This is a genomic window from Rhizobium tropici CIAT 899 (assembly GCF_000330885.1).
Taxonomy (GTDB): domain Bacteria; phylum Pseudomonadota; class Alphaproteobacteria; order Rhizobiales; family Rhizobiaceae; genus Rhizobium; species Rhizobium tropici.
Map to the genome: position 1 here is coordinate 1,908,188 of NC_020062.1, position 23,131 is coordinate 1,931,318.

Annotated in this window: 21 protein-coding genes; 11 read left to right on the forward strand and 10 right to left on the reverse strand. The window is 59.1% G+C overall.

All coding sequences use genetic code 11. The features are described 5' to 3' along the window. Positions 1-6 precede the first annotated feature (6 nt). Entirely contained in the window at positions 7-1,614 is a 1,608-nt protein-coding gene (locus tag RTCIAT899_RS30845; RefSeq protein WP_015343773.1) for an ABC transporter substrate-binding protein, read from the reverse strand. A 93-nt stretch (positions 1,615-1,707) separates the two neighbouring features. Next, positions 1,708-2,754 carry a LacI family DNA-binding transcriptional regulator gene (locus RTCIAT899_RS30850; protein WP_015343774.1) on the reverse strand — a complete coding sequence of 349 codons (1,047 nt, stop codon included), beginning with the start codon at positions 2,752-2,754 and terminating at the stop codon, positions 1,708-1,710. Between the two features lie 362 nt (positions 2,755-3,116). Between RTCIAT899_RS30850 and RTCIAT899_RS30855 the strand changes: the two genes are divergently transcribed. Next, positions 3,117-4,850 carry a phospholipase D-like domain-containing protein gene (locus RTCIAT899_RS30855; protein WP_015343775.1) on the forward strand — a complete coding sequence of 578 codons (1,734 nt, stop codon included), beginning with the start codon at positions 3,117-3,119 and terminating at the stop codon, positions 4,848-4,850. Between the two features lie 755 nt (positions 4,851-5,605). Here RTCIAT899_RS30855 and RTCIAT899_RS30860 read toward each other — a convergent pair. After that, complete coding sequence (locus RTCIAT899_RS30860; RefSeq protein ID WP_015343776.1) at positions 5,606-7,246, reverse strand: FAD-binding dehydrogenase; 1,641 nt, start codon at positions 7,244-7,246, stop codon at positions 5,606-5,608. Between the two features lie 293 nt (positions 7,247-7,539). On the opposite strand from RTCIAT899_RS30860, the gene RTCIAT899_RS30865 reads away from it, so the two are divergent. The 4 genes from RTCIAT899_RS30865 (at position 7,540) to RTCIAT899_RS30880 (ending at position 12,052) form a co-directional block, all read left to right on the forward strand. Then, complete coding sequence (locus RTCIAT899_RS30865; RefSeq protein ID WP_015343778.1) at positions 7,540-7,764, forward strand: hypothetical protein; 225 nt, start codon at positions 7,540-7,542, stop codon at positions 7,762-7,764. Between the two features lie 184 nt (positions 7,765-7,948). Continuing rightward, positions 7,949-8,326: a hypothetical protein gene (locus RTCIAT899_RS30870; RefSeq protein ID WP_015343779.1), complete on the forward strand. Its 378-nt coding sequence runs from the start codon at positions 7,949-7,951 to the stop codon at positions 8,324-8,326. A gap of 158 nt (positions 8,327-8,484) precedes the next feature. Beyond that, positions 8,485-9,657 carry an acetate/propionate family kinase gene (locus tag RTCIAT899_RS30875; RefSeq protein ID WP_015343780.1) on the forward strand — a complete coding sequence of 391 codons (1,173 nt, stop codon included), beginning with the start codon at positions 8,485-8,487 and terminating at the stop codon, positions 9,655-9,657. Positions 9,658-9,676: 19 nt separating this feature from the next. Next, complete coding sequence (locus RTCIAT899_RS30880; protein WP_041678495.1) at positions 9,677-12,052, forward strand: phosphoketolase family protein; 2,376 nt, start codon at positions 9,677-9,679, stop codon at positions 12,050-12,052. Positions 12,053-12,105: 53 nt separating this feature from the next. Here RTCIAT899_RS30880 and RTCIAT899_RS30885 read toward each other — a convergent pair whose 3' ends face one another. Together RTCIAT899_RS30885 and RTCIAT899_RS30890 are read right to left on the reverse strand one after the other, a co-directional pair. Beyond that, complete coding sequence (locus RTCIAT899_RS30885; protein WP_015343782.1) at positions 12,106-12,294, reverse strand: DUF3008 family protein; 189 nt, start codon at positions 12,292-12,294, stop codon at positions 12,106-12,108. Positions 12,295-12,361: 67 nt separating this feature from the next. Beyond that, complete coding sequence (locus RTCIAT899_RS30890; protein WP_015343783.1) at positions 12,362-12,823, reverse strand: YbhB/YbcL family Raf kinase inhibitor-like protein; 462 nt, start codon at positions 12,821-12,823, stop codon at positions 12,362-12,364. A gap of 140 nt (positions 12,824-12,963) precedes the next feature. On the opposite strand from RTCIAT899_RS30890, the gene RTCIAT899_RS30895 reads away from it, so the two are divergent. Continuing rightward, positions 12,964-13,221: a DUF2934 domain-containing protein gene (locus RTCIAT899_RS30895; protein WP_015343784.1), complete on the forward strand. Its 258-nt coding sequence runs from the start codon at positions 12,964-12,966 to the stop codon at positions 13,219-13,221. Between the two features lie 112 nt (positions 13,222-13,333). Here RTCIAT899_RS30895 and RTCIAT899_RS30900 read toward each other — a convergent pair whose 3' ends face one another. Next, the gene (locus RTCIAT899_RS30900; protein ID WP_015343785.1) at positions 13,334-13,690 is read right to left on the reverse strand and encodes a hypothetical protein; all 357 of its coding nucleotides are present in this window, start codon (positions 13,688-13,690) and stop codon (positions 13,334-13,336) included. Between the two features lie 424 nt (positions 13,691-14,114). Between RTCIAT899_RS30900 and RTCIAT899_RS30905 the strand changes: the two genes are divergently transcribed. After that, the gene (locus RTCIAT899_RS30905; protein WP_051043364.1) at positions 14,115-14,363 is read left to right on the forward strand and encodes a hypothetical protein; all 249 of its coding nucleotides are present in this window, start codon (positions 14,115-14,117) and stop codon (positions 14,361-14,363) included. A 34-nt stretch (positions 14,364-14,397) separates the two neighbouring features. On the opposite strand, the gene RTCIAT899_RS33920 is transcribed toward RTCIAT899_RS30905, so the two are convergent. From RTCIAT899_RS33920 to RTCIAT899_RS30920, 4 genes are all read right to left on the reverse strand, one after another. Further along, on the reverse strand, positions 14,398-14,544 hold the full coding sequence (locus RTCIAT899_RS33920) for a hypothetical protein (protein WP_015343787.1): 147 nt from the start codon (positions 14,542-14,544) through the stop codon (positions 14,398-14,400). Between the two features lie 9 nt (positions 14,545-14,553). Beyond that, a complete protein-coding gene (locus tag RTCIAT899_RS30910) occupies positions 14,554-15,102 on the reverse strand; it encodes a BON domain-containing protein (protein WP_015343788.1) in 549 nt (182 codons plus the stop codon). Between the two features lie 68 nt (positions 15,103-15,170). Beyond that, entirely contained in the window at positions 15,171-15,899 is a 729-nt protein-coding gene (locus RTCIAT899_RS30915) for an MgtC/SapB family protein (RefSeq protein WP_015343789.1), read from the reverse strand. Between the two features lie 216 nt (positions 15,900-16,115). Then, positions 16,116-16,790: a hypothetical protein gene (locus tag RTCIAT899_RS30920; protein ID WP_015343790.1), complete on the reverse strand. Its 675-nt coding sequence runs from the start codon at positions 16,788-16,790 to the stop codon at positions 16,116-16,118. A gap of 560 nt (positions 16,791-17,350) precedes the next feature. On the opposite strand from RTCIAT899_RS30920, the gene RTCIAT899_RS30925 reads away from it, so the two are divergent. The 4 genes from RTCIAT899_RS30925 to RTCIAT899_RS30940 are packed head-to-tail and all read left to right on the forward strand — an operon-like array spanning position 17,351 to position 23,128. Further along, on the forward strand, positions 17,351-19,048 hold the full coding sequence (locus tag RTCIAT899_RS30925) for a putative bifunctional diguanylate cyclase/phosphodiesterase (RefSeq protein ID WP_015343791.1): 1,698 nt from the start codon (positions 17,351-17,353) through the stop codon (positions 19,046-19,048). Between the two features lie 44 nt (positions 19,049-19,092). Continuing rightward, complete coding sequence (locus RTCIAT899_RS30930) at positions 19,093-19,599, forward strand: hypothetical protein (protein WP_041678281.1); 507 nt, start codon at positions 19,093-19,095, stop codon at positions 19,597-19,599. Further along, complete coding sequence (locus RTCIAT899_RS30935; RefSeq protein WP_015343793.1) at positions 19,596-20,771, forward strand: class I SAM-dependent methyltransferase; 1,176 nt, start codon at positions 19,596-19,598, stop codon at positions 20,769-20,771. The genes RTCIAT899_RS30930 and RTCIAT899_RS30935 overlap by 4 nt, the downstream gene beginning before the upstream one ends. Next, positions 20,768-23,128: a SpoIIE family protein phosphatase gene (locus RTCIAT899_RS30940; RefSeq protein ID WP_015343794.1), complete on the forward strand. Its 2,361-nt coding sequence runs from the start codon at positions 20,768-20,770 to the stop codon at positions 23,126-23,128. Before RTCIAT899_RS30935 ends, RTCIAT899_RS30940 begins: the two co-directional genes overlap by 4 nt. The last annotated feature ends 3 nt before the right edge of the window (positions 23,129-23,131 follow it).

A 23,131-nucleotide genomic window follows, 5' to 3' on the forward strand; every position in this document is an offset into this window, starting at 1 on the left:
AGCAGCTCAGCTCTTCTGCTCTTCGAAGGCAAGGCTGCCGGCGCCGAGATCCATCTGGAAGGCCGGCAGAGGCTGCCACTTGATGCCCTTGCGGATACCGAAGAAGACAGCGTTCTGATGGAGGACGGTGACGCCCGGATCTTCCCACTCGATCAGATGCAGCATGTCGCGGAAGATCTTGGCGCGGTCGGCCGGATCGACTGCCTGCTCCATCTTGGCGCCGAGGGCATCGAAATCGGCATTCTGCCAGATTTTGAACGAGCTCAGATTGCCGGCCGAGCTGAACTGCGTGAAGAAAGAGATATAGGGGTCGGGGACCTGGCCGGTGCTCGACCAGTTGCCGGTCGCGCGGGTCGGCGAGGCCTCAAACAGCTTACCCGATTCCACGAACTTCATCTTGGCATTGACACCGACAGCCTGCCACATGGCGACAACGGCCTGCGTGACCGGGTTTTCCGCCGTGTAGTAATTGTTCTGCGAACGGATCTCGATTTCCTCGCCGTTGTAGCCGGCATCCTTCAGGAGTTGCATGGCCTGGTCCGGATCATATTTGTAGGCGGGATAGTCCTTGAGATACACCGGCCCGTAGAGCTCGAACTGCAGGCCGTTCGGCACTCTGGTGCGACCGTTCCAGATCGTGTCGACGATCGCCTGGCGATCGATGGCGAGGATGAGTGCCTGGCGAACGCGCGGGTCCTTCAACGCCGGATTGTTCTTGTCGAAGAACAGGATGCGGTTGTTCGGCACCGGGCCACCGACGATCTCGTGATCGGTGCTCGCTGTGACGACCGAGAGCTGATCCGGCGGCAGGTCCGTCGCAATGTCATAGTCGCCGGCCAGCAGACCGGCAATGCGCGAGGAAACCTCGGGCACGATGCGCAAGGTCACGCGCTTGGCGGCCGGTTTACCGCGATAGGCCTGATCATGGGCGGCCAGCACGACGCTCTCATTAACCGTATAGCTTTCGACCTTGTAGGGGCCGGCGCCGACCGGCTTCTGCCGCCAGGTCGTCCAGTTGCCGCCGTTTTTCTGCCAGGCATCCTTGCTGATGACGACGGCCGCGTAAGATGCGAGGCGCTGCAGGAAGATCGGGTCCTGGAACTTGGTGACGAAGCGGACCGTCAGCGAATCCACAACTTCGACATGATCGAGGCTGGTGAAATTCGTGCGATAGGTGGGATAGCCCGGCGCGTCCTTGTTCAAAAGTCGCTCAGGCCCGAAGGAGAAGGCGACGTCATCAGCGGTCATCTCGCGGCCATCATGGAAGATCACGCCGGGGCGCAGCTTCATTTCGAGCACGGTCGGCGAAATCCAGGTCCAGGACTTCGCGAGATTGGGCTTGACCGAAAAATCGCCGCGCATGTCGAGCGCAAGCACTGTCTCGTGAATGGAAAAGTTATTGCGAAAGGCGACATTGCTGGCGGCGTCGACGGGCTCCTGCGAGACCGGATTCATCTGAACGGCGATGCGCAACTCAGGCCTTTTGTCGGTGCTCTCATCAGCCGAGGCCGACAACGCCGGGACAAAAGCCGAGAGGCCGGCCGCGGCTCCCATCAGAAGGGTTATGCGGCGGGTAACCGGGCTGTTGAAGCCGCTGGGCAGGTAATCGGACATCGGCACACTTCCTGTTAAAGCAATTTATACACCGCTGCACAAACGTTTGCGCATATGAAATACGACCGCTTGCGTTCAAGATCGTCTTTTCTTTTACGCAAGGGAAAGTGGCCGCAAACTAGGCGAGCTCGATGACGCACGTATGACAAGTTCGGGGGTAACGAACCGTATGGGACGCTTTGCAACGCGTGCGTCCATCGGAAGGTTCGAAAGCTCAACCAGAAGATCGAGCGAGGCTTCGCATAGCGCATCCGTCGGCTGTGCGACCGTCGTCAGCGGTGGCGCCCAATAGGCAGTGTCGGGCACGTTGTCATAGCCGACGACGGAAATATCCGTGGGGATCTGCAGGCCGAGATCGCGCAGGAAGGCGACAACTTCGATGGCAATGCCGTCACTGCCGCAGATCAGAGCCGTCGGGCGTTCCGGCGATGCCAGGAGATCGGCAAGGAACTTGCGGTCGTGCTCGCCCTTCTCAAAGGAGATGATATCACCGGCGATCAAGCCGGCACTGCCGGCAACCGCGTCCTGGAAAATCGACATCCGATCGCGAAGCGCGCTGCGGCTGACGCGGTAGACGAAGGAAATGCGGCGGTGCCCGAGCTCCATAAGGTGATCAAGCAGCAGTCTGATGCCAAGCCGATCATCGGTTAGAACCGCAGGAAGCGGACCCGTCAGCCCCGCACCGAGCGTCACATGCGCCTTACCTATGAGATCAAGGTGATCGCAGAGCGCCTGCTGGCCCGCGAGGTCGCTCACCATAATGACGCCGTCGAAGAAATCCTGTTGAAACAAGCGCAACTGGCCGGCGATTTCGCCGGCCTCCGTCTTGGCTTGCGCGACCAGCAGTTCCACGCCCCGAAGCTGTGCCACGATTTGAAGGCGGCTTGTCAGATGCGGCTGATAATGACCCGACAGGCTGTTGACGATCGCCCCGAACACACCGGTCCTGTGTGTTCTGAGCGACGTTGCCAGACGGTTGACGACGTAGCCGAGGCTGCTTGCCGCCGCCCTGACACGATCCTGCGTCTCCAGGCTGATGCGGCTGTCGACCTGACCATTCAGGACGCGCGATACGGTCGTAGCCGACACGCCGGCCAACCGGGCGACGTCCAGAATGCCGATTCTTTTGGGTGCTCTCATACAGTCTGCCGAAATTTTTCGCGCCGCGCCGCACCGGCGCAAGGGGGTTCCAGAAGTCTTGCCCCACTTGCTTCGAGACGCAAGATCACATTTCGACTTCGAGCGAAATTTTCATAGGCGACTATGGATCACGAATTTCACAGCTGCTCCAAAGACTGCTAAATCAGGATGGCATTGCGCCGCCCTTAAGACGCGCAGAGCAATTCATGAGATCGTCACGGCCGTAACGCAAAGTGGGATAAAGCCACGCAACTGGCCAGACGACCAGACGCGCCCGATTAAGGCTTCGCGGTCAGGTATCGGCGCAAATCCGCTACGCCGCAGTGAGAGGAACAGAAGCAACCATCCAGGGGAGAGGGATAATGAACATAAATCTGATCGTGCATCCCGGTGTCGATAGTGCTCTTATCGCCTGGCGCAGCGACTTCATCGACCAATGCCGTGGCTTTGCCCTGCGGCGGAAGATCAAGCGGGCGGCCGGAAGCCCGCAAAGCCCGAATACGGTCTCCGATGTCGATGCCGATGGCTTTCATGAGGAGATCGTCGCAAGCTGGGTCGGCTTTGCCGATGGGCCGGCCGTGGAGGAAGGCACGCGCAAGCCGACGACGGAATGGCCGATCCAGAAGTACCTCTGGTCCGATTTCGCCGTCAATCCGGGCGATGTCGTCGCCTACCGGGTCTCCGCCATGGTCGGCCCCGAGACGGCACTGCAGGAATCGGCCGATCATGCATCGGACTGGAGCGATGCCATGCAGATCGGGGCCGAAACCAGCGGCCACGTCAGCTGCTATTTCAACCGAGGCATCGTCGCCAGCCAATGGCTTGCCCGCCTATTGCCCGAAGAGGCCCCCACCACCAAACTCAAGAAGGCAATTGCCAACCCGGAAGACCCGATCCGTCAATTCCTTGCAGGGCCAATCCGCGACAAGCTGGTCTCGCTCCTCAATGATATCAGGTCGAATGGCGGCCATATCTATGCCGCCCTGTTCGAGCTCGACGATCCCGAACTCATTCCGCTGCTGCAGGGGTTCAAGAAACGCGCCCATATCGTGCTGGGCAATGGCAGCGTCAAGAAAAAGGGCGAGGACGAAAACGAAGACGCCCGATCCGACCTGTCTTCCTGCGATGTCAGGGATCGCATGAGCGCGCCGCGGGCGCTGGCGCACAATAAATTCCTGGTCATCTGCGGCGCCGATAAATCGCCGCAGGCCGTATGGACCGGCAGCACCAACTGGACGATGACCGGCCTTTGCACCCAGGCCAACAATGCGCTTCTGATCGACAACCCGGCTGTCGCGCAATTCTATCTCGACCAGTGGAAAACGCTTGCCGCCGACGGCAACGATTCCCCGCCCGCCCTCTATCAAAGCAATGCGGAGCCCAGAACGACGCCCAAGGCCAAGAACACGACGGTCTGGTTCACGCCCATGCGCGAAGGACTCGACCTCGAACAGGCAGGCGAGCTGATCCGCGGCGCCCAGCAGGGCATCCTGTTCGCCATGTTCAATCCGGGTCCTCGCGGTACGCTTCTCAACGACATCATCGAGCTTGCCTCTCCGTCGAGCCCTTCATTCAAGCCCGATCTCTACATCCAGGGTGTGGTCAACCAGAATCCCGGCACAGCAAAGAACCCGGTCGTGCTGTTCAACAGAGGCGAGAGGATCGACGCCAATGCCGACGTCGTCCTGCCCGCCGCTATCCCCGGCCGTTTTGCCTATTGGCAGAAGGAAGTTCTGAAGCTGCCGACGGCCCATGCCATGGTCCACAGCAAGGTGGTCATCGTCGATCCATATGGTCCCAATCCCGTTGTCATGACCGGCTCCCACAATATGGGTCCGAAGGCGAGCGGCGTGAACGACGAGAACCTGGTAATCATCACCGGCAACGGCGATCTTGCCAGCCAATATGCTGGCAAGATCATGGAAATCTATGCCCAGTATCGTTGGCGGCAATCCGTCCAAAGACAGGGCGGCGCGCCCAAGTGGACCGGTCTTGCCGATGATGACAGCTGGCAGATCAAATCGCCGGATCAGCCCTATGACAAACGCCGCATACGCGAGCTCGACTTCTGGTTCGGCAAGAAAGACACCGCCTGATGCCTGGCCTGACATCGCGTAGAGGCTAATCCGGGATCACAACCGATTGCTTCGGGATTAATGAGTTGCGATCCCCTTGCGCCTGCAGCTCGGTCCGGCCGAGCATTTGTAATGCCGACGCAATCTTCGGCTTCTAGTGGCTTGGCAACAATCTGGATTCCCCGATGTTGCTCCGCTATGCTTTTCCCGTTCCTATTTTTATCGGCGCTTTGGCACTCACGGGGTGGGCTTTCCCTATTCTCAAAAGCCATACCGTCCGGCCAGACGAGATGGCCACGCCATATCCCGGGGCGTTTGCCGACATGCGTCATCTCACGTCCGAGCGACAGGATCCTGCAGGGTATAAGATTGCCGGCGATGCCGTACCGACCGGTTCCGGCGGCGAGGCTCGTCAGGCTCCATCATGTGGTGACAGTAACGCACCTTCGCCACCCGGCTATTTCGAACGAGCCAGGATGCTTCTATACCTTCTGCGGACGCGCCACCGGCGAAAATAGACCGGCCATGAGGCTACATAAGCGAATACGAGGCATGAATGATCCCGCCGTTGCAGATCGGTTGCCGGACTCTCCCCGCCCGCCGAAGCCTCCAGCCATCCATTCGGGCAGGTTAAATAAACCTCTGGTAGCTGATATGGTTTTAACTACCGGCTTGGATGCCACCCCCGAGCCGGCCACCGCAGCGTCCGGCGGGACTGCATGCCCTCGCAGTGTCGTCGGACACCCTCCCCTAAAACCGCGCCCATTTCGACCGGCTTATGCCGCCCGCCCTGCATTGCGGCCGGAAAAGATGCATCCTCCCAGAAATGTGCCCTCCAACGCATTGTAGCCGTGATATCCGCCGCCGCCGAAGCCTGCGGCCTCGCCGCAGGCATACAATCCCGGGATGAGTGCGCCGCTCCGCCCGAGCGCCTGGCTATTCAGATCGGTTTCGAGACCGCCAAGAGATTTCCGCGTCAGAATATGGAGGCGCACGGCGATCAATGGACCTGCCTTAGCATCCAATATGCGATGCGGAGGAGCCGTGCGCATGAAGCGATCGCCGAGATAGCCGCGCGCCTGTCGCAAGGCGACGATCTGGGCATCCTTGGCAAAGGGGTTATCCAATTCACGATCGCGGGCTTCGATCTGCCTGCGCAGATGGGCAAGATCGAGCGGACGATCGCCGATACGGTTCATGCCGGCCACAAGCTCCTCCAGCGTTTCGGCGACGACGAAATCCCTACCCTTCGCCTTGAAGGCTTCCACCGGCGGAGGAGCCGATCGCCCAAGGCGGCTGCGCAGAAGAAGCCCGATATCGCGTCCGGTAAGATCCGGGTTCTGCTCGGAGCCCGAAAGGGCAAATTCCTTCTTGACGATTTTCTGCGTGGTCACGAACCAGCTGTAGCTATGACCGAGCTTGCAGATGTGCTGCAGCGTCGCAAGGCTGTCAAAGCCCGGCAGGCAAGGTGCGGGCATGCGATTGCCGTCTGCGTCGAACCAGAGCGAGGACGGCCCCGGCAGGATGCGAATGCCGTGGTTGGGCCAGATCGGGTCCCAATTGGCAATGCCTTCGGTATAGTGCCACATGCGGTCGCCGTTGATCGGCCGTGCACCGGCCGCCTCCGCATGACCGATCATCAGACCGTCCACATGATGGGGCACGCCGCTCAGCATCCGTTCAGGAGGCGAGCCGAGACGGCCGATTGGCCATGCGCGGCGAACCAACTCCGGATTGCCGCCGATGCCGCCGCTCGCCACGATCACGGCGCCCTCAATGCGGAAGTCGCCGACAACATCACGGTTCGATTGCTGACCCCGGCGGATGTTGTCCTCGGCGAGGATTTCGCCCTCCACGCCGAAGATGCCGTCTTCATCACCGACCAATCGTGTCACGCGCCGCCGGAACAAGAGCTCGATCTTGCCGTCCTTCTCCGCCGCCAGCACTCGCTTCACGAAAGGATCGAGTACGCCAGGACCCGTACCCCAGGCGACATGGAAACGCGGCACGGAATTGCCGTGCCCGTCGGCAAGGCCACCGCCGCGTTCTGCCCAGCCGACAACGGGAAACCAGCGCATGCCTAGCCCATGCAGCCAGCTGCGCATCTCACCAGCGGCGAAATTGAGGTAGGCCTCTGCCCAGGCACGCGGCCAGAAGTCCTCCGGTCGGTCGAAGGCCGCAGCGCCCAACCAATCCTGGCGGGCGAGATCGAGACTGTCGCGAATGCGCACCCGCCGTTGTTCCGGCGTATCGATCATGAACAGCCCGCCAAGCGACCAGAAGGCCTGTCCGCCGAGACTTGCCCGAGGCTCCTGATCGACAAGGATCACCCGTTTCCCGCGCTCCAGCAGCTCGCAAGCCGCAACAAGGCCTGACAAGCCTGCTCCAACGATCACCACATCAGCATGACTGCTCATTCGTTTCCCCCTCCGCGAATTGCATATCAATTGGAAGTTTATGGAAGCTTACGTAAAAGTAAAATGGATACCGGAGCTGAAGAACATCCAGGATAGATCCACCAAGCCTGCATTTCGTCTCCACGAAACCTGCACGATGTTCATGTTGTCTTCCGACACTGACAGCGATCAATCGCCCCTTTTTGTTGATGCGGTTGCCGCTGTCGACACGAAAAGAACCCTCAGCAGGCATGGGCTTCCGAGCGAACGGAGATAGTGACGAGCGACATCGGCAGCCCCTCAAGGGAAACATCATGTACAAACAGAAGTCGCCCACACTTATCGATTGGCTTTTCATGTTGGCGCGTCTGGCACCGATCATCATGGTTTACCTGTGGCCGACATTCCTTCGTTTCATTCTAGGCACTGTCTTTTTTGTCGCGCTTGCCGCGCTGATGTATCATTTGGTTGACGTGGAACCGAACTTTTCGGTGCATGACTCTTCTCCACAAGTGGCTCCACTTACTCGCGAGCGGTAATCTTTGCCTTGGGAGGTCGAACCAAATGGCGCCCCTTCGGCATAACGAAAGCCTCGTCCCGCAATTGACTGGCGGAGGGAAATCACGACAGAGTAGATGCCCATACAGCCTTCTCCACCGCATCGGCTTGCCTGACATCGGAAAAGGCAATACCCGATTGCTTAACAGGAGAGGAGCAGGAGCCATGGGCAAGCTTCCCGACATGACGAAACACCGCGGCTTTCCTTCCGGCATGCCGGGTACAGGCGTACAATTCACCATTCGCCGCGCAAATCCCAAAGGCGTGACGCCGATCAAGAAACTGCCACGCCGCGCGCGGCCGGGAACGCAGGAACACCGGATCGACGCCGCTTTTCTGCATGCGCTCTGGCACTATTTCGGAGCAGAACCCTTCGAGCGCGGCAATCTCGACGCTGCACGGCTTAACCTGCTCTTCGAGCGCGAGGTGTTGCCCGCAAACAAGGATTTCGATCCGCTCTCCTATGAAGCCATGCTCGTCATCAACGAGAAACTGGCGCGGGAGAGCTTTCCCGAAGCGTTCGAAGACGTGATGGAGGTCTGACGCCACGCGGACGCGCGCAGCCCTCCTGAACGGGCGGCAACGGAAGTACCGCGCCGCGGAGCCATGTCGATAAGGATGGCATGCGGCCCTATGTCCGGTTGCCTCCGGGCTGGAGCGCGCTAACTTACGGTAGTCGACACTCTTCATTTGAGGCTGACATGTCCGACGATGTCTTGCTGACATTCAATGCCGGCTCCTCGACCTTGAAAATCGGGGTCTTCGAGCTGACGGCAAAGGAACCGAGAAATGTCGGCCGCGGCAAGATCGATTTCGATCAGAGCCCATTGATGCTCCGCTATTCCATAGGCCCGGATCGATACGAGAAGGCGATCCGGGGCGATAATGGCGGGCAGTTCGTCTCCGTCATATCCGAAACGCTGGATCATTTGCTGACCCACCTTCCCGGCAGGCTCCGGGCGGTTGCCCATCGTGTCGTCCACGGCGGCATGATGTTTCAAGAGGCTATCCTCTTGGATGACGCTGCGATCGAGCGGATCGAGAAGCTGGTACCCCTAGCGCCCCTGCACCAGCCTCAGGCCCTGCGTGCCATTCGGTCGATGAAAACGCTGCGTCCGGACGTCCAGCAGACCGCCTCCTTCGACACGGCTTTTCATTCGTCGCAAGCCGACGTCGTGCGACGGCTGGCGATACCGCGCGCCATGCATGACGATGGCGTGCGCCGCTACGGCTTTCACGGGCTCTCCTACAAATACGTCGCTGCGAGGCTTCGAGAGATCGATCCGGGAGCAGCGAAGGGCAAGGTCGTTGCCTGCCATCTCGGCAGCGGCGCCAGCCTGTGCGCGATGGAAAACGGCATCAGCCGCGACACGAGCATGGGGTTTTCGGCGCTCGACGGCATCCCCATGGCAACGCGTCCGGGCTGGCTGGATCCCGGCGCCCTGCTCTACCTCATGAGGACGGGAATGCGGCAACCCGAACGGATCGAGGATTTCCTCTACCATCAATGCGGCCTGCTCGGCGTCTCCGGTATCAGCGGCGACACGCGGGTTCTGCTCGATGACAAGAGTCCTGAAGCGGCCGAGGCCATAGATCTATTCTGCTTGCGTATATCGGGTGAGATCGGGCGGCTATGCGCGACGATCGGCGGTCTCGAGGCCATCGTCTTCACCGCCGGCATCGGCGAGAATCAGCCGCAGATCAGGACCCGCGTCGCACAAAGGTTGCAGTGGTTGGGTATCGAGATCGATGAAGACGCGAGCATGCGCAATGCGATCGCAATCAACGCGGCGTCCAGCCGCGTGAAGCTGTTAGTGATCCCGACCGACGAGGAACGTGTGATCGCCGAGGAGGCCGTTGCCCTGATTGCTTGACGAAAACGAGGAGACGCAGATGAATGCCGTTGCCACACCGCTTTCGCCCGAAGAACTCTCCCTGATCGACCGTTACTGGAAAGCGGCCAATTATCTGTCGGTCGGTCAGATCTATCTGATGGACAATCCGCTGCTGCGCGAACCGCTCAAGCCTGAGCATATCAAGCCGAGACTGCTCGGCCACTGGGGCACGACGCCCGGATTGAATTTCATCTATGCCCACCTCAATCGCATCATCAAGGCGCGCGACCTCGATGTCATCTATATATGCGGCCCGGGGCATGGTGGCCCTGGCATGGTCGCCAACACCTATCTCGAGGGCACCTATAGCGAGATCTATCCGAATATTGCCGAAACGGCGGAAGGGATGCAAAGGCTGTTCAAGCAGTTTTCCTTTCCCGGCGGCATTCCGAGCCACGCCGCACCGGAGACGCCCGGCTCCATTCATGAGGGCGGCGAGCTCGGCTATGCGCTGGTGCATGCCTATGGCGCCGCTTTCGACAATCCCGATCTGATCGTTGTCTGCGTGGTCGGCGATGGCGAGGCCGAAACCGGACCTCTGGCGGCAAGCTGGCATTCCAACAAGTTCCTCAATCCGGCGCGCGACGGCGCAGTCCTGCCCATCCTCCACCTCAACGGCTACAAGATCGCCAATCCGACGATCCTCGGCCGCGCAAGCGACGACGATCTGCGCAAGCTGTTCTGGGGCTATGGCTATGAACCCTTCTTTGTCGAAGGCCATGAGCCGGGCGCCATGCATCTGGCCATGGCCGACACATTCGACCGCGTCTTCGACCGCATCCGTGACATACAGAAAAACGCACGCGAAAAGACCTCGTCCGAAGACATGCCGCGCTGGCCCATGATCGTGCTGCGAAGCCCGAAGGGTTGGACCGGCCCCAAGCAGGTCGATGGCAAGAAGGTCGAAGGCTTCTGGCGCGCGCATCAGGTGCCGGTCGCCAATTGCCGCGGCGACGAGGCACACCGCAAGATTCTGGAAGATTGGATGCGCAGCTATGATCCGGATGACCTCTTCGATCACGAAGGGCGGCTGAAGGCCGAGCTGCAGGCGCTGGCGCCGCGCGGCGAAAGGCGCATGGGCGCCAATCCCCACGCCAATGGCGGCCTGCTGCGCCGGGAGCTTCTGGCTCCCTCCATCGAGGACTATGCCATTGAGATCGGCGAGCGCGGCAGCAAGCAGGTGCAGTCCACCGAAATCCTCGGTCACTATCTCCGCGACACGCTGAAGCTCAATGATATCGAGCAGAATTTCCGCATCTTCGGTCCCGACGAGACGGAATCGAACCGGCTCGGCAGCGTCTTTGAAGCCACGGATCGCGTCTGGATGGAGGAGATCGAAGATTACGACGTCCATCTTTCCCGCGACGGACGGGTGATGGAAGTGCTCAGCGAACATCTATGCCAGGGCTGGCTGGAGGGATATTTGCTTACCGGCCGGCATGGGCTTTTTTCGTGCTATGAGGCTTTCATCCACATCGTCGATTCCATGTTCAACCAGCACGCCAAATGGCTGAAGGTTTCGCGCGAATTGCCGTGGCGCAAGCCGATCTCATCGCTGAACTATCTTTTGACGTCGCATGTCTGGCGGCAGGATCATAACGGCTTTTCCCACCAGGATCCTGGCTTTGTCGATCTCGTCGCCAATAAGAAGGCCGACATCGTGCGCATCTATCTGCCGCCGGATGCCAATACGCTGCTGTGGGTCGGCGATCACTGCCTCAGGACCTACGACCGGATCAACGTCATCGTTGCCGGCAAGCAGCCGGAATCGCAATGGCTCAGCATCGACGAGGCGGCCGCCCATTGTAAGGCCGGCGTCGGCATCTGGGATTGGGCGAGCTACGAAGACAACACGATCGCCCCCGACGTCGTGATGGCCTGCGCAGGCGATGTCCCGACCATGGAAACGCTTGCCGCCGTCATGCTGCTGCACGAGGCGATCCCCGATCTCAAGATCCGCACGGTGAACGTGGTCGATCTTCTGGCCCTGCAGGACCCGCAACAGCACCCGCACGGCCTTGATCATGAGGCATTCGATCAGATCTTCACCACCGACAAGCCGGTGATCTTCGCCTATCACGGCTATCCCTACCTGATCCACCGCCTGACCTATCGGCGGACCAACCATGACAACATCCATGTTCGCGGCTTTATCGAGGAGGGCACGACGACCACACCATTCGATATGACCGTGCTGAACGAGCTGGACCGCTATCATCTCGCCTTGGAGGCAATCAACCGTATCCCCGGCCTGTCGGAAAAAGTACCGGAGGTCGTGGATGGCCTGAAGGCAAGGCTCGTCAGGCATCACGATTACGTCCGGCGGCACGGTGAGGATATGCCGGAAGTTCGCGACTGGCGGTGGAAACGATAGAACTGGCCTGACGTCGACAACAAGCCGGAATACCGCCGTGCAGCCGCCAAACCTCAGGATTTGGAGGCGTGCTGCGGCTTTCCCTTTTGCTTGGTGGAGGCCATGTCGCGAAGCTCCTTCTCGCTCATGGAGTCGACCATGCTCTTCGACGCACCCTTCAGTTCGCTCTTCTTTCTTTCGCCGCGTTTGGCGGCGAGCGCCGCGCCGGCAGCCATTTGCTGTGATTTCGACTTTGCTGGCATGATGACATCTCCTTTGGATTAGGTTGAAATTTGCCGCCGCCGATCGTGTCCGCTTGCAAGGCACGACTTACGCTTGGTAGCTGCCGGTAAGGCTTGCTTCTGCAAGCGTGTGTTTCGTCACCTTCTGCCACATGGCTTCCGCGCCGGCGGCCTCGGGAAGCGTCACCCTCGGCACATCGAGGGCAGCAAGCCGGAAAATATACCGATGAGGTGGGTCGCCCGCCGGGGGCCGCGGACCATCGTAGCGGGCATTGCCGAAATCATTCTTGTAGAAACGCAGCGCCTGCTCCTGCATCGTGTCCACGCTTTCAACAAGGGCGCTCCATTGCGCCGGGATATTGGCGATGCCGCAATGACGGAATGTTCCGCTCGGCGCATCCGGATCCTCGATGATCAGCGCGAAGCTTTGAGTTTTCTCCGGCGCGGCGCCCCAGGCAAGAGGCGGGAATATGTTTTCCCCCTCCAGGGCATATTTGCGCGGTATGGGCGTACCCTCGGCAAAGGCCTTGCTGATCAGCGTCAAAGCCATTCGATCCTCCTTTTATCGTCGCAGATTCATGAGCCTGTGAACCTCTGGATTTAAGGTGGAACACATCAGAATCACTATTGTTCCCCCGGGGGAACCATTGCTCGCCTCAGTTGTTCGGAGCATTCACGAAGGAGGAAGAGATGGCGGATGAACGGTTCGAGTGGATCAGCAGACGGGCCTATGCGATTTGGGAAGCAGCCGGACACCCTTGGGGCTGCAGCCAGCATCATTGGGAGCAGGCAGCGAAGGAACGCGAGATCATGGAGAGAACGCGCGCATCGACAGATGGCGAAGAAATACTCGCAAGATTCAGAAAAACTCCTGCCAAGCAGCAGGCCGATGACGACGGTCAGGAATCCGAGGAAGAAACACAGTCCGGCGCCCGCCATGTCGGATAATTTATAGACTTCCGCTTTTTGCAAAAATAAAGCCGAGAGCTGGTCCACCACGAGCACCCGGCACGAACGCATCGACCCCTTCCGGCGTCATCCGCAATTTCGAAAGCTATCCCTAATTCTGTGTTCCATCGCGGTTCGGCTGGGCCGGCGTGCTCTTCGTTCCCTGCTGATTGTTTTCCGTGCGATCGGTAGGAGCTGGCTGGGCCGTTTGGCCGGCGGGTGGCGTATTGTCTATCGTACCGGCCTGCGGCTGCCCGCTGGAGGAGCTGATCGTCGGCGACGGATGCTGAGGTGTGCCTGGCTCGATATAGCGACCCCAAATTTCCACGCCAGCCCATACGATGGCCGCCAGAACAAGCGCTGTCACCAGCACGGTGAACAGATGTGTTCCCCGCACGCCCTGCCGGGCTTCAGTCGCGGACAGTGGTTTCGTCTGCTCCCGGGGCTTCTTCTGTTCGTCGAGCGCCATAGCAAGCCTCCATCTATTGCAAATTTCATATCGACCTAACCAAAACACCGGGCGATGGTTCCATTGAGGAGCCGCCAAGGAATTGGGTCGAAGCGGAACAACAGGCAGAGCCCAGCGTTAGTCCTATGAGGTTGCAGATCGTGCCAAGCGGACACGATGGTGCTGAAGAATATGGAGATTTTTCCGCTTTCTCTCCATAGCCAACGAAACGGCAGTCGAGCTTCCTATCCATCCGGCCTGCAGCCCCTCCAACATTTGAGGAGGGTAAAAAGTGCCCACAAGTATCGTCAACGCCCGGAGGCCGAAGAAATTGTCGACCCCGGCATCGTCGTCTCGCCCGAGGCCTGATCGACCACGTCATCGGAATGGTCGGAGCCTGACGAAAAGCGGCCGCCTGCTATTGATTGCGACGATAACGGCTGCGATGTCCTGGAATTTTGCCTTCGCACAGCAATCGAACGATGATCGCTGCAAAGCGGAAGAAACCAACCGGCAGACTGACGGCAAGCAGGCGCAAGGCGAACAGGCACCGCCGGCAGCGAACAATCCCAGTCGTAAGCTCTCCGATTGCGACGGTGTGCTGAAACCGCCGGCGGTCGGCGACAGCAAGATGGAAAAGCCTGCGCCGCAGGTCGGCAACACTCCCGTCATCAAGCCTGGCGACACACAATAGCAGAACAATCAACAGCCAGCCAAATGATGATCCGTCAGGGTTTGGGTTCGGGCTGCTCGATGGGGCCGTTCTTAACGGCGCCGCTGTCTCGGCCGTCGCTTGACGTAAACGGCTTGATGACGAGAATCGCCAGAACGGACGCGATCATCAGGCCGAAGATGACGAGCAACAACATCCGCATCTGGAAGCCTTAAGCCCGCTGCGATTTGCGGACGGCAAGGTTGCTGTCGTGCCCGATAATGCCGCCGGCCTGCCGGGATATCGCTTCCGCACGCTGCTTGGCCTCGTGATTTTCAACGGAACCTTCAATAACGACGCGCCCGTGACTGACGGTCACGAAGATACCGGTCTCGTCGAGCAGTTGATCGGCTTTCAGCCTGCTCTCGATTTCCGTTCGTATTTCGACGTCTGTTCTCTCCGGCGTCGATGCGTAAGGGGTTTCGGGTCGCGTACCTCCGTTGGTCTCTTCTGATCCGGAAGCTGCCCTTACGTCCGAGATTTTGCCGGAAACTTCATCAGCCATCTGCCTGCGCAATAGATCATGCGTAGCCGAATCTTCGCAGCGCGCATCGTCGGTACCATTTTCGGGCCGCAGCTCTATTGGCGAGGCTCCTCCTGCCCGCTGTTCGGACTCGATATCCCCGGACCCACCGGCCGCCTGGTCGAGTGCCTGCACGGTGCGCGTATCGCCACGATGCGGGGAACCCCTTGCGTTTGTTCTATCGCTGATCTTGGCCATGGCTTTCTCCCTGTTCGATGAGGGCTTAACCTTTGCCGCTCCGGAATGTTCCGGTCTCAGGGCTTGCGTCAGGCCCCTGTCGTCAGCATTTCGAAGGACACCACCTTGTAACGCTCCTCAAGGGACGCAAGCAATTGCGCACCACCGCCATTCAGCCCCGCCTGCCGCCATCGCACCTCGTAGGAAACATGCGTTGTCGCGTCGCTCGGCCCCGTCCTGCAGCCAATAAAGGAGAAGGCATATCCGAGCGACTCCAGCGCTGCTTGCGCATCGTCGATCGCAACGCCGCCATCGCGAGGCAACTCGATCACGAGGCGCGCCTTCTGCTTGCGTGGCATCAGCCTGTCGAACTGTTTGAAAGGCGATAGCACGATGAAGGCGATGATTGCCCTGGCCGAACCCACGATCACTTGACCGCCGCCGATGCACAGGCCGACTGCCGTCATGATCCACAAGGTCGCCGCCGTCGTTACGCCGGTGACCAGGTCGCCCCGCTTGAGAATGGCGCCACCGCCGATGAAGCCGACACCCGTCAGCACGCCGAGCGGAAAGCGCAGCACATCCATCGAGGCGAATGATTGCGACGTCTTGCCCAGCGTGGATAGAAGCAGATTGGCCTGGATCATCGACAGGCATGCGGCAAGCCCGACCAGGATTGTCGTGCGAAACCCGGCGGCATGACCGCCCATTTCCCGATTGATACCGATCAGCCCTCCGGCTGCGACGACCAGCAGCAGACGGACGGCGATATCCAGCCAGTCCGCGTCTATTGGCATAGTGTCGGTCAGGTCAGGCACGATGTCCTCCCAAGGGAGTGTCACCAGCAAGATTCAGTGGGGGAACATCGCAAACAGCATTTCGTTCCATCTTCGATGGAAGATGCGTGTGAAAAACATAATAGAAGCAGCACGATGCTCTATCGCTTTATTGTCACCTCGGAAAAAACGCTTGAGCCCGTGGGCCGCCTCTCGCGCGTCAGGCCTTTGCTTTTTCCAGCCCCATCGCGAAATATATCACATTGCCCGTGAGGACAGGCGAGCGGCACGCTGTCTTCGGTTGGCATCCAGCGCCCGTCGAAAATCGAGGTCGGTTCGCGCATGGTGACGGAGGTCGTCGAGAAAGCGAGAGATATCTTCGAGCGAATCGACGACGACATATCGCAGACCACCGCCCGCATCGATCAGATCGTGGCCGATGCTGACGCCGAAGCCGTTGGCTACCTTGCGAAACCATGCCGAGCGCCAGCGCTTGAAACCATCGGGGTCCGACTGAAACTCTGCGAGCAGCATCTTTTGCTGATCAAGCCGGGCAAGGAATGTTTCAACCACATCCTGTGAGCCGGCCTTCGGCCTTTCCGCCTTCCTTGCCAGCCATTTTTCAAGAAGCTGAGAGCTGGGCTGCGGCGCTATCGCTTCACCGCGATCCATCAGAGCCGCGGAACCAATATCCAGGCGCTCCGCGCCGTCCTTGTGCTGGTCCTCATCCACGGACGAACCTGCTTGTGTCTCCTGCTCCACAGCCAAGGTCTGCTTGAGGTCGGCGGCGAGCTCTCCCCAGATGGATCTCGATGATTCGGCCGATCTTGCTTTCATCCGGCGGGAGGTTTTGACTTCGATGATAAAGGGCTTTGTCTGTTTAACCATGATGCTTCGATATGTGCCCGATGATGGAGCGCAGTTGATGGACAATCACTATGAATAAGAGGCTGGCATTCTCTGGGAGCAACACCGCAGCATGGCGATCGTCCGCAAATATTGAAGGTCTAGGGCCTACACCAAACCGCTTGATGAAGCAATCTCCGCCGCCGCCTCATCCCAAATGGGCATCAATGCATTGCGACCTGATCTGCGTCACGGACGTATGGCACAAGTCGGGACGATCATCAGGAAGGCCCCTTTGACGGCACTCATGTCTGCGAATCAACGATCATGTAATCGGACCATCCGATACGCACCACAACCACCGCAACGCCCCTGCCGCGACAATACAATCTTAGTGCATTCAAAATGAAACAAACAAGGTGGTGGCAGTCCGTTTAAACTGCATATGTCTTAGCAATCATTGCTAAATATGAAGATCTCGTAATATATTCGCTTAAAGCGGCTGCCGCCTTCTGGTAAGTTATCACTTGCGCGCGTACGCTCGATGAGATTGCTATTATTGATAGGCGTGCTCCGATGCGAACGGACCAGTTCAAACTACACAATGCCCGGATTTTGCGCGGCCGGCTTGGGGAGGACGAGGCCATATGCCCGAGAACCGAGTGGATCGGTCGCAGCAAACTCTCTATGGGTCCGAATCCGATAACGGTTTAGAGGCGACGGTCTCGCTTTGGGATCTGGATTTCAAACTGCTCGATTGCTCGAAGCGATTCAAAGAGCATATCGGTCTTGCGCCTCGGAGCGAGGTATCCTTGTGGGAAGCCTATCCTGCGCTTGCGAAACCGACGCTTGCCGAGCTTATTCATAAAGTCATAGACACAGGCGAACCTTGCACGATCCAGTTCGACGATCCGACGCAGGGAAAGCGCCGCTTGCTCGCCTCCCGTATCCGAGTGGGGCTTCTGATCGTCGAAACCAATGGAGCACATGAAAGCCCATCGTCCGAAGACAATGAAAAAGCACAGCTCATCCATCAGGCAACGCACGATGTCCTGACCGGACTGCCCAATCGCCGCCAATTCAGCGCGGCTCTGACGCAATTGCTTCCGGTCACCGGCAAGATCGGGCCGGCGCTGATGCAGCTCGACCTCGATGATTTCAAGCCCGTCAACGACACACTCGGCCACGGAGCCGGCGACATCGTGCTGAAACTCGCCGCCGAGAGGATTACGAAAGCACTCGGCCGCGGCGGAACGGCCTACCGTCTCGCTGGCGATGAATTCGCCATCATCCAGATCGGTCCGCAGCGGGCCCTGGAGGCGGAACGGTTGGCAGACGCGCTGGTGGCCGAATTCAAAAAGCCGTTCACGGTCAACGGCATCTCACTTTTCGTCGGCGTCAGCGTGGGGATCGCAATCGCGCCGCGCGACGGCAACGAGGGAGAACAGCTGATGAAGGCTGCCGATGTCGCCCTTTATGCCGCTAAGAAGGAAGGGCGGCGGCGGGCGCGGACGTTCGATCCGGCCATGCTGATCGTGGTCGAACAAAGGGAGCTGCTGCGGCGCAGCCTGCGCGTGGCACTACAGCGCGATGAGTTCTTCATCGAATATCAGCCGCTGGTGGAGCCTCCGTCCAATGTGGTCGGATTCGAGGCGCTCCTACGCTGGCGGCACCCGACCCTCGGGGTCATTCCGCCGGCAGCTTTCATTCCCATGGCCGAAGCCGATGGTCTTATGCGTGAAATCGGCCAGTGGATGCTGGAGGAAGCCTGCCGCGAGGCCTTGGCATGGCCGGATCACTATACGCTTGCCGTCAATCTTTCTCCCGCGGAGTTCCTGACGCCGGGCCTCACCGATCGCGTTTCTCAAACGCTGGATATCGTCGGATTTCCAGCCGAACGCCTGGAACTGGAAATCACCGAAGGTGTGCTTCTGGAGCGGACCATCAACAATCTCGACACGCTGAACACGCTGAACGTGCTCGGCATTCAGATTTCCCTCGATGATTTCGGCACCGAATATTCCTCGCTCAGCTACCTCAAGAATTTCCCCTTCGATACGATCAAGATCGATCGCTATTTCATCAGGGATCTTTTGCAGGACGGCAAAAGCCAGGCCATTGTGCGCTCCGTCATCGGCCTTGCACATGGCCTGGGCATGCGGGTGACGGCGGAGGGTGTCGAGACGCGGCAACAGGCGGCCTGGCTCCAGCAGGAGGGCTGCGACCGTCTGCAAGGCTATAGCATCAGCCCTCCGCTGAGCGCCGACAAGCTTGATGATTTCATAAGGCAGGGTGCACGCGATCAGTCGGCCGCGACATTCGACGAATTTCACGCAAGTCCGTGAGTTTTTGAAGCGCATTTCATTCGGGAATTTTTCGAGAGGATACCATGCGGGTGCAAGTGGACGCGGCTTTCGAGCCATTGCTTGAACTGGAAATGGAGATGGCGACCCTCGTGGCAGACTGGTCGAATTGCGATCAATGTGCCGTTTACGTGGCTCGCATGGTCAGCCACGATCGGCACGATCCCATCCGCCATGCGAACCTGCTGTCGGCAGCCCTGAACGAGCTTTTCGAAATGTCGTTCCACACCAGAGAAAGCACCGGTACCCTTACCTTTCGCGTCTACCGAAATGGCTCGATCGAACGGATCGAACTGGCCTTTCCCTGCTCGGCCGAGCAGCGCAATTTGTATGAAACCATCGTCCAGCGCATTAGAAGCGGCCAGGCGCTCGCAAACTATCTCGATGTCATCACCGACGACACCGCGCGTGCCGAGCAGGCGATCCTCCTCGGCCTTGCCGTCAATTACGATGCCGACATCGAGCTGTCCATTCGGGATAAGGGAGCAACGACTTTCGTGGTAGATCTCGCGCTCGAAAGGCTACTCAATTGAACAACCGCTCCTCTGGCCGTTTCACAGCGCAATTTGATGCCAACAATCAAGAATTCTCCCTATCCGGAGTTCTGAGACCACATTCAGTTGCCGAGCTTGCCGATGATCTCGCCCTGCTGCGCAACGGCATCGAAACGGTGAACGGCGTCTGCTACGTCAATCTGAAACGCGTCATCCACATGAACAATACGGCGTTCCGTGCCCTGACGCGTGTCCTGCTCGATGCCACGCGATCGCGGCCGGATCTCAAACTGACGGTCGTAGCTTCCAGCGTCGTTGCATGGGCATCGCGACTGTTTCGCCATTTGAGCGATCTGTCACCCAACATCATCGTCGAGATCTATGATTCCGCCTTCTATCCCGGGCAGACATTCGTGGAGAATCAGAGCTTCATCCCGATCCTGCGAACCCAGACGAAGATGACTTGGCGGCACGAGCGCGAGATATTGCCGCGGCACGGCCTTCGAGAGGGTTTGCATATCGCCGACATCTGCTGCGGCATCGGCGATTTCGCCATGCTGCTGCGGAAGGATTTCAAACCCGCGCGGATCGTTGCCCTCGACCATTCGATCCCCAGCCTGGAATATGCCCGCAAGGTGGCGGAGGACTTCAATGTCCACGATATCGAATATACCTACGGCGATGCATCCCAGATGCTGTTCGAGAGCGACCAGTTCGATTTCGTGACCTGCAGGCACTCGTTGCAGATCTTCGACCGCCCGGATGTCCTGCTTCGCGAACTCTATCGCATATGCAAGCCAGGCGGCAGGGTCTACATCACCAACGAGAAGAACTCCCATTGTCTTGGCGAGCCCAGAGCCGAAAGCATTCAATGGACCTATAACGAGGTCGCGAAACTGTTCGCGCATTTCGATATGGATGTCGAGATGGGTCCCAAGGGCCGCCGCATGCTACTTGATGCCGGCTTCAAGGATGTGCGCATGGAAAGCTTCATGGTCACGAATCTCGATGGCGATCCGCAGGATTTCGCTGACATCATCACGGCATGGCAGAATGTCTATGCCGATGAAATGGCGGTTAGAAGAGGGGATTCGGCCGCATTTATCGAGCGATTCAAGCAAGGTTTCGCCGATCATATTTTTGCCGCGCTCCATCCAAGAGGCTATGCCGGCTGGCCGATCTGGGCTTCTTCGGGACAGAAACCGCTATGACGGACGCGCCAATCGCCAAGCAACGGCTCGGACTGCGCTCATTTCGCGCCAAGTTTCTCCTCGTCGTCGGCGGAGCCGTTCTCTTCGACCTGCTCGTCAGCGGCGGCCTTGCTTTATGGAACGTCCAGCGCCTTTCGCGCAACGCCACGACGGAAGTGGGACAAGGTCTCGAGAAAGCGAGCCAGGATTATATCGGCTCCTATGCGGATTCGACCGCCGCAGAGGTCGGTTTGCTGATCGACCAGGTCCATTCCGATGTGAAGGCGCTGACGGGCGTGCTGCAGGGGCAGATCGACAATCCGGCGCGGAGTGTCGATGTCGGTGCTGCCATGAGCAGAGCGTCTCCAGGCGCTGTAACAGTGACCTACGACCAAGCCGGCCAGTGGTCACAAAACCTGCCCGGCACACCCTCGGTCGTCAGCGTCTGGGGTTACCTGCTTGATCAGGATCACCGTCCCCTGCCTCAGGTGCAGGCAGATATAGAATGGAGCGCGGTGCTCGATCTGGTTGCTCCTTCCTTGCTGCACAACGGCGCGTCGAAGCTGCAGATGTATTATATCGGCCCGAGGGAGCGTCCGATTTTCCGGACTGCTCCCTATACGACACAAGCACAGACCTTTGACCGGCTCTATCCCGGCCACAACAGCTCCGATTTTTGGACATTCTTCTTTCCAGGCCTATACGAATCCTGGCAGCAATGGGCCTCCAACCCCTCATCCCGCCCCGTTGCCGATTACATCACCCAGACGGCTCCCTATACCGACGCTATCACCGGCAAGCTGATCGTCAGCTTTTTCCATCCGCTCTGGACGCCCGATAGGCATCAGGTGGCCGGTGCGGCCGGCGCAGATATCACACTCACACAGCTTGCCGAGATCGTCGAACATGTGAAAGTCGCTCAAACCGGCTTCGGCTTTCTCGCCATGTCGAATGGGAATGTGGTCGCAATCAATCCCGTGGGCGAAAAGGTCATCGGCTTGCGCGCCGCCAACGATGCCGCCGCCAAGGGGGTTACCGGCCTCGACCGATCCTTGCACAACAGCACGCAAACGGCCATTACCAAGCTGCCGCTCGACGCCGACGGCGTGATCCAGCACATCAGCCTCCGCGAACAGGGAGAGGACGTTCCGTATCTCGCGGTCGTCAAGCAATTGCGCCCGACCAATCTCTGGGTGGACGGACCGGTCAAGAGCGAGGTCATGTCGCTCGGGATCGTGGTGCCCGAGCGCGAGATCTACGCCTCGCTCATCGCCGCCAAGGATGAAATATCGCGGGCGACCAACCGCATTCTGCTCTATCAGATCATGGCCGTTCTGGTGTCTCTGATGATCGTCACGGCGGCGGTCTTTGCCGCCTCGAAACGCGTCACCAGCGGCATCAGCGCGCTGGCAAGCGCCGCAAAGCGCATACAGGCGAAGGATTATTCGGTCCGGGTCGATATCTCGACCAGGGACGAAGTGGGGGATGCCGGTATCGCTTTCAACAGGATGGCGGAGGATATCAGCTTCCACACGGAAAACCTCGAAAAGCTTGTTTCGGACCGGACCAGCGAGATCGAGGCGGCCAAGGAGGAGATCTCAACCCTCAACAGCCAATTGAAGAACGAAAACCTGCGGCTGGGTGCGGAACTCAACGTCGCCAGGCAGATCCAGCTCATGGTCCTGCCGCGGGCCAAGGAACTGACGGCAATCAACAATCTGGAGATCGCCGCCTATATGCGCCCGGCCGATGAAGTCGGCGGCGACTACTATGATGTTCTGCAGAACGGAAAGAACCTGAAGATCGGCATCGGCGACGTGACCGGCCATGGGCTGGAAAGCGGTGTGCTGATGCTGATGGTCCAGTCGATTGCCCGCGCCCTGCAGGAGGCAGGTGAGATGGACCCGGCAAAATTCCTGACCGATCTCAACCGCGCAATCTTCAAGAACATCGAACGGACCCGCACCGACAAGCATATTACCTTGTCGTTCCTCGACTACGACGGCGAGAGGCTGACGATATCGGGCCAGCATGAAGACATGATCATCATTCGCCGGGATGGCAAAGTGGAGCGCATAGATACGGGCGATCTCGGTCTTCCGGTCGGTCTCGAGCCTGATATCGCTCCCTTCATCGATACGCGGCAAATACCCTTTGAGAAAGGCGACATGGTTGTCCTGCATACCGATGGCGTCACGGAAGCGGAGAACTCGAAGGGCGAGCTGTTTGGCTTCGATAGGCTTTTGGAGGATGCGCGCCGCCTGCATGGCGGGACTGCGGAAGAAGTCGTCGAGGGCATACTCGACGATTTGATGACTTACATCGGAACCCACAAGATCCATGACGATATCACCCTTGTGGTGATGCGGCACAGGTGAGGA

What these genes read in the sequence shown, in the direction of transcription:
- RTCIAT899_RS30845 (WP_015343773.1), bottom strand. Translation starts at nt 1,614, where the DNA reads ATGTCCGATTACCTGCCCAGCGGCTTCAACAGCCCGGTTACCCGCCGC.
- RTCIAT899_RS30850 (WP_015343774.1), bottom strand. Translation starts at nt 2,754, where the DNA reads ATGAGAGCACCCAAAAGAATCGGCATTCTGGACGTCGCCCGGTTGGCC.
- RTCIAT899_RS30855 (WP_015343775.1), top strand. Translation starts at nt 3,117, where the DNA reads ATGAACATAAATCTGATCGTGCATCCCGGTGTCGATAGTGCTCTTATC.
- RTCIAT899_RS30860 (WP_015343776.1), bottom strand. Translation starts at nt 7,246, where the DNA reads ATGAGCAGTCATGCTGATGTGGTGATCGTTGGAGCAGGCTTGTCAGGC.
- RTCIAT899_RS30865 (WP_015343778.1), top strand. Translation starts at nt 7,540, where the DNA reads ATGTACAAACAGAAGTCGCCCACACTTATCGATTGGCTTTTCATGTTG.
- RTCIAT899_RS30870 (WP_015343779.1), top strand. Translation starts at nt 7,949, where the DNA reads ATGGGCAAGCTTCCCGACATGACGAAACACCGCGGCTTTCCTTCCGGC.
- RTCIAT899_RS30875 (WP_015343780.1), top strand. Translation starts at nt 8,485, where the DNA reads ATGTCCGACGATGTCTTGCTGACATTCAATGCCGGCTCCTCGACCTTG.
- RTCIAT899_RS30880 (WP_041678495.1), top strand. Translation starts at nt 9,677, where the DNA reads ATGAATGCCGTTGCCACACCGCTTTCGCCCGAAGAACTCTCCCTGATC.
- RTCIAT899_RS30885 (WP_015343782.1), bottom strand. Translation starts at nt 12,294, where the DNA reads ATGCCAGCAAAGTCGAAATCACAGCAAATGGCTGCCGGCGCGGCGCTC.
- RTCIAT899_RS30890 (WP_015343783.1), bottom strand. Translation starts at nt 12,823, where the DNA reads ATGGCTTTGACGCTGATCAGCAAGGCCTTTGCCGAGGGTACGCCCATA.
- RTCIAT899_RS30895 (WP_015343784.1), top strand. Translation starts at nt 12,964, where the DNA reads ATGGCGGATGAACGGTTCGAGTGGATCAGCAGACGGGCCTATGCGATT.
- RTCIAT899_RS30900 (WP_015343785.1), bottom strand. Translation starts at nt 13,690, where the DNA reads ATGGCGCTCGACGAACAGAAGAAGCCCCGGGAGCAGACGAAACCACTG.
- RTCIAT899_RS30905 (WP_051043364.1), top strand. Translation starts at nt 14,115, where the DNA reads ATGTCCTGGAATTTTGCCTTCGCACAGCAATCGAACGATGATCGCTGC.
- RTCIAT899_RS33920 (WP_015343787.1), bottom strand. Translation starts at nt 14,544, where the DNA reads ATGCGGATGTTGTTGCTCGTCATCTTCGGCCTGATGATCGCGTCCGTT.
- RTCIAT899_RS30910 (WP_015343788.1), bottom strand. Translation starts at nt 15,102, where the DNA reads ATGGCCAAGATCAGCGATAGAACAAACGCAAGGGGTTCCCCGCATCGT.
- RTCIAT899_RS30925 (WP_015343791.1), top strand. Translation starts at nt 17,351, where the DNA reads ATGCCCGAGAACCGAGTGGATCGGTCGCAGCAAACTCTCTATGGGTCC.
- RTCIAT899_RS30930 (WP_041678281.1), top strand. Translation starts at nt 19,093, where the DNA reads ATGCGGGTGCAAGTGGACGCGGCTTTCGAGCCATTGCTTGAACTGGAA.
- RTCIAT899_RS30940 (WP_015343794.1), top strand. Translation starts at nt 20,768, where the DNA reads ATGACGGACGCGCCAATCGCCAAGCAACGGCTCGGACTGCGCTCATTT.